This is a genomic window from Pseudomonas sp., from assembly GCF_032058845.1.
GTDB lineage: Bacteria > Pseudomonadota > Gammaproteobacteria > Pseudomonadales > Pseudomonadaceae > Aquipseudomonas.
This window is the reverse complement of the sequence record NZ_DAMCCR010000022.1, coordinates 41,775-50,409: the sequence shown is the minus strand read 5'-3', so window position 1 is coordinate 50,409 and position 8,635 is coordinate 41,775. Positions and strand designations below refer to the sequence as shown.

The window sequence follows — 8,635 nt, the reverse complement described above, 5'->3', positions numbered from 1 at the left end:
ACGGTGTACTTCTCGCCTTCGTTGATGTTGACGGTGATGTAGACGTGTTTCTTGTCTGGCGTGATGGACACCTGGGTGGAGGCGATGTCCATGTTGATGTAGCCGCGGTCGAGGTAGTACGAGCGCAGACGCTCGAGGTCACCGGACAGTTTTTCGCGGGCGTACTTGTCGTCGTTCTTGAAGAACGACAGCCAGTTGGTGGTTTTCAGCTCGAACAGGCCGTTCAGCTCGTCGTCGTCGAAGACGGTGTTGCCGACCACGTTGATGTGCTGAATCGCGGCAACGGTGCCTTCGTTGATCTTGATCTTCAGGCCAACGCGGTTGCGTGGCTCGGGCACCACCTCGGCATCGACCACGGCCGAATAGCGACCCTGGGCAACGTACTGGCGCTGCAGCTCGTTACGCACACCTTCCAGCGTGGCGCGCTGGAAGATCTCGCCTTCGGCCAGGCCCGATTGCTTGAGGCCCTTCATCAGGTCTTCGGTGCTGATGGCCTTGTTGCCTTCGATCTCGATGCTGGACACCGACGGGCGCTCGACCACGTTGATGATCAGGACATTGCCGTCGCGATTGAGCTCGATGTCCTGGAAGAAGCCAGTCTTGAACAACGAGCGCGTGGAATCGACCAGACGCCGGTCATCGGCCTGATCCCCGACATTGAGTGGCAACGCGCCAAACACGCTGCCGGCGGAAACCCGCTGCAGGCCGTTGACACGGATATCGGAGATGGTGAAGGACTCGGCGTGAACTTCAGTGATCATCAGTGCAGTGAGCACCGTGGTTAGCAGCAGACGTTTCATGAAGTCCTTTTATTCCAACTGGCAATAAACAACCCGCCACAACGAGGCAGCAGGTTTGCAATTGAGCTTGTGCGTTACAGTCGACCCAGATCGTTGATCAATGCGAGCAGCATGACGCCAATGACCAAACTGATACCGATCTGGACCCCCCAACCTTGCACCCGATCCGGCAGTGGGCGACCGCGCACCCATTCGATCAGGTAGAACAGCAAATGCCCCCCATCCAGTACCGGGATGGGCAGCAGGTTCAGAACCCCTAGGCTTATGCTCAGGTAGGCGAGGAAGTTAAGGAAGTCTCCCAAACCGGACTGGGCCGAAGCGCCCGCCACTTTAGCAATGGTTATCGGTCCGCTCAAGTTTTTTACCGAGAGCTCCCCGAACAACATTTTCTTCAACGATTCGAGGGTCAGCACGCTCATGTTCCAGGTGCGGGCAAGGCCTTCGGACAACCCCTCGAGTGGACCATAGCGCACCTCGCGCAGCATGCTGGCCGGCCATTCGCCGCCCTTCACGCCGGCGCCCAGATAGCCGCCAGCACCCGCGCCCTCGCCCTTGTGCGCCAGGGTCACCGGCAGTTCGATGAGCGCGCCGTCACGCTCGATGCGCAGTTGCACGCGGGTGTCGGCCCGGCTGCGTACGGCCTCCACGACCTGCTGCCAGTCGCTGAGGGAGACGCCGTCGAGCGCGACCAGCCGATCACCGGTCTGCAAGCCTGCGGCCGCCGCCGGCCCCTTGGGATCAAGCTCGGCCAGCACCGGCACGAGGGCCGGGCGCCACGGCCGCAGGCCAAGCGACTGGATAGGGTCTGGCTCATCGGCACCTTTGAGCCATTGCTCCAGCTTGATCTCGCGGGTTTTCTCGACGCTTGCGCCCTCCTCACGGACACCCACGCGCAGCGTGCCGCTTTCACCCAGACGCCTGACCAGCTGCAGATTGACCGCCGACCAACCGTTGGTCGGTTTGCCGTCGATCGAAACGATTTCTTCGCCGACGTTCAGCCCTGCATGAGCTGCGAGGCTGTCGGGCTCGACAGTCCCGATGACCGGCCTGATCTGCTGGCTGCCAAGCATGGCCACGCACCAGAAGAACAGGATCGCCAGCAGGAAGTTGGCAATCGGGCCCGCCGCCACGATGGCGATGCGCTTGAGCACCGGTTTACGGTTGAAGGATTGATCGGCCATGCTCGCAGGCACATCACCTTCGCGCTCATCGAGCATCTTCACGTAGCCGCCCAGCGGAATCGCCGCCACCACGAACTCCGTGCCTTGGCGATCATGCCAGCGCAGCAGCGGCGTGCCGAAGCCTACCGAAAACCGCAGGACCTTCACCCCGCAGCGGCGGGCCACCCAGAAGTGGCCGAACTCATGGAAGGTGACCAGCACACCCAACGCCACCAACGTGCCGACAATCATGTAAAGCGCAGACATAGCCGTCTCCGTGAGGGGCTCAGGGCAGAGCGATCGGATCAGTGCGCATGGCGAGCCAGCCACTGCCGGGCAAGCGCCCGAGCACGCTGATCGACCGCGAACACCGCGTCGAGCGATGGGAGCGCCACCACGGGTTCCTGATCCAGGACCTGCTCGATCATACGCGCGATATCGGGGAAGCGAATACGGCCCGCCAGGAACGCATCGACAGCCACTTCATTGGCGGCATTGAGTACCGCCGGGGCGCTGCGCCCCGCTTCGGCCGCCGCGCGTGCAATCCGCAGACACGGGAAGCGTTGCTCGTCAGGGGCCTGGAAGTCCAGGCGCGCAATGGCAAACAGGTCCAACGGCGCGACCCCGGAGTCGATCCGCTGCGGCCACGCCAGTGCATGGGCAATCGGCGTGCGCATGTCGGGGTTGCCCAGCTGGGCCAGCACCGAGCCGTCGATGTAATCCACCAGCGAATGAATCACGCTCTGTGGGTGTACCACGACCTCGACCCTGGCCGCCGGCGCGTCGAACAGCCAGCACGCCTCGATCAGCTCGAGGCCTTTGTTCATCATGCTCGCCGAGTCGACGGAAATCTTGCGCCCCATCGACCAGTTGGGATGAGCACACGCCTGCGCCGGGGTCACCTCGACCAGTTGCTCGATCGGCGTTTCGCGAAACGGCCCACCCGAGGCGGTCAACAGAATACGCCGCACACCGACTGCGCCAAGGCCACGGGCATAATCACCCGGCAGGCATTGGAAAATCGCATTGTGCTCGCTGTCGATCGGCAGCAGCACCGCACCACTGCGGCGTACCGCATCCATGAACAAGGCGCCGGACATCACCAGCGCTTCCTTGTTGGCCAGCAAGACCTTCTTGCCCGCCTCGACGGCCGCCAGGGTCGGCTTGAGACCCGCCGCGCCAACGATCGCCGCCATCACCGCGTCCACCTCGGGCGCACTGGCAATCTGCGCAAGGCCCGCTTCGCCTTCGAGCACTTCTGTCGCGCAACCCGCCGCCTGCAGGCCGGCGCGCAGCTGGGCCGCCGCTTGCGCGCCGGGCACGGCGGCATAGGCCGGACGATGACGCAGGCACAGCGCCAGCAGCTCTTCGAGGCGTGAATGACCGCTGAGCCCGAACACCTGGTACTGCTCGGGGTGACGCGCGATCACATCCAGGGTGCTGAGGCCGATCGAGCCGGTCGCGCCCAGGACGGTGATCTGCTGTGGGCGACTCACATCACACCCCATTCAGCCATCCAGAGCAGGACGGCAAACACCGGGATCGCCGCCGTGAGGCTGTCGATGCGATCGAGCACGCCACCATGCCCAGGCAGCAGATTGCTGCTGTCCTTGATCCCTTCGCGGCGCTTGAACATGCTTTCGGTGAGATCGCCGATGACCGAGGCCATCACCACGACCGCCGCACCCAGCAGGCCGAGCAGCAGGCTGGCAATGCTCCAGTCGCGGTACAGCGCCACTGCCAGGGTGATCAGCAGGCTGACTGCCAGGCCGCCATAGACGCCTTCCCAGCTCTTGCCAGGGCTGACCTGCGGGGCCAGCTTGCGCTTGCCGAATGCCCGGCCCGAGAAGTACGCACCGATGTCGGCCGCCCACACCAGGACCATCACCACCAGAATCAAACCATTGCCCATTGGCCAATGCTTGAGTAGCAGCAGTCCCTGCCAGGCAGGCAGGAGCACCAGCAGGCCGATCAGCAAGCGGCAGGCCGCACTGGCCCACAGTTCGCTGCTGCGCGGGTAGGTCAGCACCAGCCAGGTGGCCAGCGCCCACCAGATCACCGAAGCGCCCAACACCCAGGGCGCAAGGTCCTGCATGAGGTAGAGCATCATCAACGCCCCCGCCACGACCGCTGCATAGGCCAGGCGCAGTGGCTGAGCCACCAGACCGGCCAGACGCGCCCACTCCCAGGCGCCCACCGTCACCACCAGGCCGATGAACAATGCGAAGGCCGCACCCTCGAGCAGGAAAAAGCCGCACAGGGCGACGGGCAGCATTATCAATGCAGTCATGATGCGTTGTTTAAGCATTAAGCACGGGCTCCAGCCTCTACCTGCTCGCTGGTTTTCCCGAAGCGGCGCTGGCGCGAGGCGAAATCGGCCAGCGCAGTGCGCATGGCCTCGTGTTTGAAGTCCGGCCAGAAGAGGTCGGAGAAGTACAACTCGGCGTACGCCAGCTGCCACAGCAGGAAATTGCTGATGCGGTGCTCGCCGCCGGTGCGAATGCACAGATCGGGCAAGGGCTGGTCGCCGGTAGACAGACAGGTTTGCAGCAACCCGGGAGTGATGTCTTCGGGGCGCAGATGCCCTGCCTGGACGTCCCGAGCCAGGCGCTGGGCTGCCTGGGCAATGTCCCACTGGCCGCCATAGTTGGCAGCGACCTGCAGGATGAACTGGGTATTGCCTGCGGTCAGCGCTTCGGCCTCGCGCATGGCGGCCTGCAGCTCGGGATGAAAGCGCGAGCGATCACCGATGATGCGCAGGCTGATCTTGTTCTCGTTCAGGCGTCGGGCTTCGCGACGCAACGCCGAGAAGAACAGCTCCATCAAGGCGCCAACCTCATCGGCCGGGCGCTGCCAGTTCTCACTGGAAAAGGCGAACAGGGTCAGTACCTCGACCCCGGCCTTGGCGCAGACTTCGATCACCGCACGCACCGCATCGACGCCCGCCTTGTGCCCGGCAACGCCAGGCAGCAGGCGCTTCTTGGCCCAGCGATTATTGCCGTCCATGATGATCGCGACGTGACGCGGCACCGTTCCCGGTGCCGCCAGTTTGGTCTTTTCCATGAAGAGCCTCGGCCTTAAACAGCCATCAGGTCCTTTTCCTTGGCCTTCACAGCAACTTCGATCTCGGCAACGAACTTGTCGGTCAGCTTCTGGATGTCGTCAGCAGCACGACGCTCTTCGTCTTCGCTGATTTCCTTGTCCTTGACCAGGTCTTTGAGCTGGCTCATGGCATCACGACGGATGTTGCGCACCGCCACTCGGCCGTCTTCCGCAGCGTCCCGCGCCTGCTTGGTGAAGCCCTTGCGGGTTTCCTCGGTCAGGGCGGGCATGGTGATCAGCAGCAGCTCGCCGAGGTTGGTCGGATTCAGGTTCAGACCGGCACTCCCGATGGCCTTGTCTACCGCGCCGAGCATGTTGCGCTCGAAGGCCACGACCTGCAGGGTGCGCGAGTCCTTCACGGTGATGTTGGCGACTTGCTTGATCGGCGTATCGGCACCGTAGTACGGCACCATGACGCCTTCCAGCACGCTGGGGTGCGCCTGGCCGGTGCGGATGCGGCTGAACGCATGCTGGAGCGACTCCAGTGACTTGGTCATGCGCTCTTGGGTATCTTTCTTGATTTCGTTGATCATGCTTGGCCTTCCTCGATCAAGGTGCCTTCAGCGCCACCTACTACGATGTTGAGCAGGGAGCCAGGCTTGTTCATGTTGAATACGCGCAATGGCATCTTGTGGTCGCGGCACAGACAGATTGCGGTCAGGTCCATCACCCCGAGCTTGCGATCCAGCACTTCGTCGTAAGTGAGGTAATCGAACTTCTCGGCATGCGGATCCTTGAACGGGTCAGCGGTGTACACACCGTCGACCTTGGTCGCCTTCAGCACCACATCTGCATCGACTTCGATGCCACGCAGGCAGGCTGCGGAGTCGGTGGTGAAGAACGGGTTGCCGGTGCCGGCGGAGAAAATTACCACATCCCCGGATTGCAGGTGGCGAATTGCTTTTCGGCGATCGTAGTGGTCAGTGACGCCCGTCATGGAAATGGCCGACATGACCAGCGCGGTGATGTTCGAGCGCTCCAGGGCGTCGCGCATGGCCAGGGCATTCATGACCGTGGCGAGCATGCCCATGTGGTCACCGGTGACCCGATCCATGCCAGCGGCGCTCAGGGCCGCCCCGCGGAACAGGTTGCCACCGCCGATCACCAGGCCGACCTGAACACCGATACCGACCAGCTGGCCGACTTCCAGCGCCATGCGATCAAGCACCTTCGGGTCAATGCCGAAGTCTTCGGAGCCCATCAGGGCCTCGCCGCTAAGTTTGAGCAAAATGCGTTTATAGCGAGGTTGGCGACCACTCACCTGCTGAGCCATTGCGAGTCTCTCCTGCGGCGTACTGTAGAAAATTCGTGCGGGCTGTTTGCAGCCTGCTAACTGTAGCGTGGCACCGTTTTGGCGCCAGCGGCGGCAGCGTCGTGTAAACGCCTCGCCGCTTTGACAAAGAGGCTGCGCGCGTGAGCGGGCAGCCTCTTTGGGGCGACAGACGGGTCTGTCTTACTGCTTGGCAGCAGCCAGCTGTGCGGCAACTTCTTCAGCGAAGTTGTCGACTGGCTTCTCGATGCCTTCGCCGACCTTGAAGTAGGTGAAGGAAACGATTTCAGCACCGGCTTTCTTGGCCAGCTCGCCGACCTTGATTTCCGGGTTCATGACGAAAGCTTGCTCTTTCAGCGTGGCTTCGGCCTTGAACTTGGTGATACGGCCGTTGATCATGTTCTCGACGATGTTTTCCGGCTTGCCGGCGATCTTGTCAGCATTCAGCTGCAGGAACACCGCTTTCTCGCGCTCGATGGATTCGGCGGAGATTTCCGACGAATCAAGGAACTCGGGATTCGATGCCGCAACGTGCATGGCGATGTTTTTCGCCAGCTCCGCATCACCGCCTTTCAGAACGACGGCAACGCCGATCTTGTTGCCGTGCAGGTAGGCGCCAACAACGTCGCCTTCAACGCGCACCAGGCGACGGATATTGACGTTTTCGCCAACCTTGGCAACCAGCGCTTCACGAGCGGCTTCGCGCGAAGCGATCAGCGGCGCGGCGTCGGTCAGCTTCTGAGCGAAGGCTTCTTCGAGGCTTTCAGCGACGAAGTTCTTGAAGTCGTCTTGCAGCGCGAGGAAGTCGGTCTGCGAGTTGACTTCCAGCAGGACCGCGACCTTGCCGTCGGTCTTGACGGCGACAGCGCCTTCGGCAGCGACGTTGCCAGCTTTCTTGGCGGCCTTGATGGCGCCGGAAGCACGCATGTCATCAATCGCTTTTTCGATGTCGCCGTCAGCCTTTTCCAGGGCCTTCTTGCAATCCATCATGCCTTCGCCGGTACGCTCGCGCAGTTCTTTGACCAACGCTGCAGTAATTGCTGCCATTTCAAAATCCTCTTGGAAAGTTTTTCAACCATTCCACCCGTTCGTCACGGGCGTTCAATTCTGCTGATCCGCTGTCGGGCTCAGCATTCCCATGATGGGAGCCTGTTGCTGACAGCAGGATTTCAAGGTGGCAAAAAGGGGGCAGAGCCCCCTTTTTGCGTGCCAAGTCAGACGCCAGGCGTCACTTACTCAGCAGCAGGTGCAGCCGATTCTTCTACAAAGACTTCGGTGCCGCCAGCAACGTGGTTGCGGCCGCGGATGACAGCGTCAGCCATCGAAGTCATGTACAGCTCGATGGCGCGGATGGCGTCATCGTTACCTGGGATGATGTAGTCAACACCTTCCGGGCTGCTGTTGGTATCGACGATGCCGATAACCGGGATACCCAGTTTGTTGGCTTCGGTGATCGCGATGCGCTCGTGATCGACGTCGATGACGAACAGTGCGTCAGGCAGACCGCCCATGTCCTTGATACCACCCAGGCTGCGATCCAGCTTTTCAAGATCGCGCGAACGCATCAGCGCTTCTTTCTTGGTCAGCTTGGTGAAAGTGCCGTCTTCGGCCTGAGTTTCCAGGTCGCGCAGGCGCTTGATCGAGGCGCGGATGGTCTTGTAGTTGGTCAGCATGCCGCCCAACCAGCGGTGATCAACGTATGGCGAACCGCAACGAGCTGCTTGCTCGGCGACCAGCTTGCCGGCGGAACGCTTGGTGCCGACGAACATGATCTTGTTCTTGCCCTGGGACAGGCGCTCGACGAACGCCAGGGCGTCGTTGAACATCGGCAGGGTTTTTTCCAGGTTGATGATGTGGATCTTGTTGCGCGCACCGAAAATGTACTTGCCCATTTTCGGGTTCCAGTAACGGGTCTGGTGGCCGAAGTGCACACCGGCCTTCAGCATATCGCGCATGTTGACTTGGGACATGATAGTTCCTTGGTAAGTCGGGTTGGGCCTCCACGCATCCCAATGACCAACCCGCGAATCCAGTGGATTCGGGGCACCCAGGCCATCGTGTCGACACGTGTGTGGGTTAGTGCTTCCGGGGGTCCCCGAAAGCGGCGCATGTTATACCACAGCGCCGTCGGAAACGGAACTGCGACCTGACGCGCCCGTCAGGCTTTTTTGCACAGCCTCGGCATTGCGCCCAGAATGGTGCCTACCGAACCGTCGATTCACCGATTGCCCGGCTACTGCGCCGAGGCTCTGGTAGAATTTCGCGTTTTCCGTTTCCCGCGCCCAGCCTGCGCCGTAGAGAGC

General features: G+C 61.8%; 9 protein-coding genes. All 9 read right to left on the bottom strand.

What is annotated here, in order from left to right; all coding sequences use genetic code 11:
- A partial coding sequence (gene bamA / locus RT028_RS06765) for an outer membrane protein assembly factor BamA (RefSeq protein ID WP_312933792.1) occupies nucleotides 1-800 on the bottom strand: 800 nt, incomplete at its 3' end.
- 74 nt (nucleotides 801-874) lie between these two features.
- Nucleotides 875-2,227: an RIP metalloprotease RseP gene (gene rseP / locus RT028_RS06760; protein ID WP_312933790.1), complete on the bottom strand. Its 1,353-nt coding sequence runs from the start codon at nucleotides 2,225-2,227 to the stop codon at nucleotides 875-877.
- A gap of 38 nt (nucleotides 2,228-2,265) precedes the next feature.
- A complete protein-coding gene (gene ispC / locus RT028_RS06755; RefSeq protein WP_312933788.1) occupies nucleotides 2,266-3,456 on the bottom strand; it encodes a 1-deoxy-D-xylulose-5-phosphate reductoisomerase in 1,191 nt (396 codons plus the stop codon).
- Nucleotides 3,453-4,268: a phosphatidate cytidylyltransferase gene (locus RT028_RS06750; RefSeq protein WP_312933786.1), complete on the bottom strand. Its 816-nt coding sequence runs from the start codon at nucleotides 4,266-4,268 to the stop codon at nucleotides 3,453-3,455. Before RT028_RS06750 ends, ispC begins: the two co-directional genes overlap by 4 nt.
- On the bottom strand, nucleotides 4,268-5,023 hold the full coding sequence (gene uppS, locus RT028_RS06745; protein ID WP_312933784.1) for a polyprenyl diphosphate synthase: 756 nt from the start codon (nucleotides 5,021-5,023) through the stop codon (nucleotides 4,268-4,270). The genes RT028_RS06750 and uppS overlap by 1 nt, the downstream gene beginning before the upstream one ends.
- 14 nt (nucleotides 5,024-5,037) lie before the next feature.
- Entirely contained in the window at nucleotides 5,038-5,595 is a 558-nt protein-coding gene (gene frr / locus RT028_RS06740) for a ribosome recycling factor (RefSeq protein ID WP_312933782.1), read from the bottom strand.
- On the bottom strand, nucleotides 5,592-6,335 hold the full coding sequence (gene pyrH, locus RT028_RS06735) for a UMP kinase (RefSeq protein WP_312933780.1): 744 nt from the start codon (nucleotides 6,333-6,335) through the stop codon (nucleotides 5,592-5,594). Before pyrH ends, frr begins: the two co-directional genes overlap by 4 nt.
- A gap of 180 nt (nucleotides 6,336-6,515) precedes the next feature.
- Nucleotides 6,516-7,379 carry a translation elongation factor Ts gene (gene tsf, locus RT028_RS06730; protein ID WP_312933778.1) on the bottom strand — a complete coding sequence of 288 codons (864 nt, stop codon included), beginning with the start codon at nucleotides 7,377-7,379 and terminating at the stop codon, nucleotides 6,516-6,518.
- A 185-nt stretch (nucleotides 7,380-7,564) separates the two neighbouring features.
- Nucleotides 7,565-8,302 (bottom strand): 30S ribosomal protein S2, encoded by a 738-nt coding sequence (rpsB, locus tag RT028_RS06725; RefSeq protein ID WP_312933776.1) that lies wholly within the window; start codon nucleotides 8,300-8,302, stop codon nucleotides 7,565-7,567.
- Nucleotides 8,303-8,635 lie beyond the last annotated feature (333 nt).

What these genes read in the sequence shown, in the direction of transcription:
- rseP (WP_312933790.1), bottom strand. Translation starts at nt 2,227, where the DNA reads ATGTCTGCGCTTTACATGATTGTCGGCACGTTGGTGGCGTTGGGTGTG.
- RT028_RS06750 (WP_312933786.1), bottom strand. Translation starts at nt 4,268, where the DNA reads ATGCTTAAACAACGCATCATGACTGCATTGATAATGCTGCCCGTCGCC.
- uppS (WP_312933784.1), bottom strand. Translation starts at nt 5,023, where the DNA reads ATGGAAAAGACCAAACTGGCGGCACCGGGAACGGTGCCGCGTCACGTC.
- frr (WP_312933782.1), bottom strand. Translation starts at nt 5,595, where the DNA reads ATGATCAACGAAATCAAGAAAGATACCCAAGAGCGCATGACCAAGTCA.
- pyrH (WP_312933780.1), bottom strand. Translation starts at nt 6,335, where the DNA reads ATGGCTCAGCAGGTGAGTGGTCGCCAACCTCGCTATAAACGCATTTTG.
- tsf (WP_312933778.1), bottom strand. Translation starts at nt 7,379, where the DNA reads ATGGCAGCAATTACTGCAGCGTTGGTCAAAGAACTGCGCGAGCGTACC.
- rpsB (WP_312933776.1), bottom strand. Translation starts at nt 8,302, where the DNA reads ATGTCCCAAGTCAACATGCGCGATATGCTGAAGGCCGGTGTGCACTTC.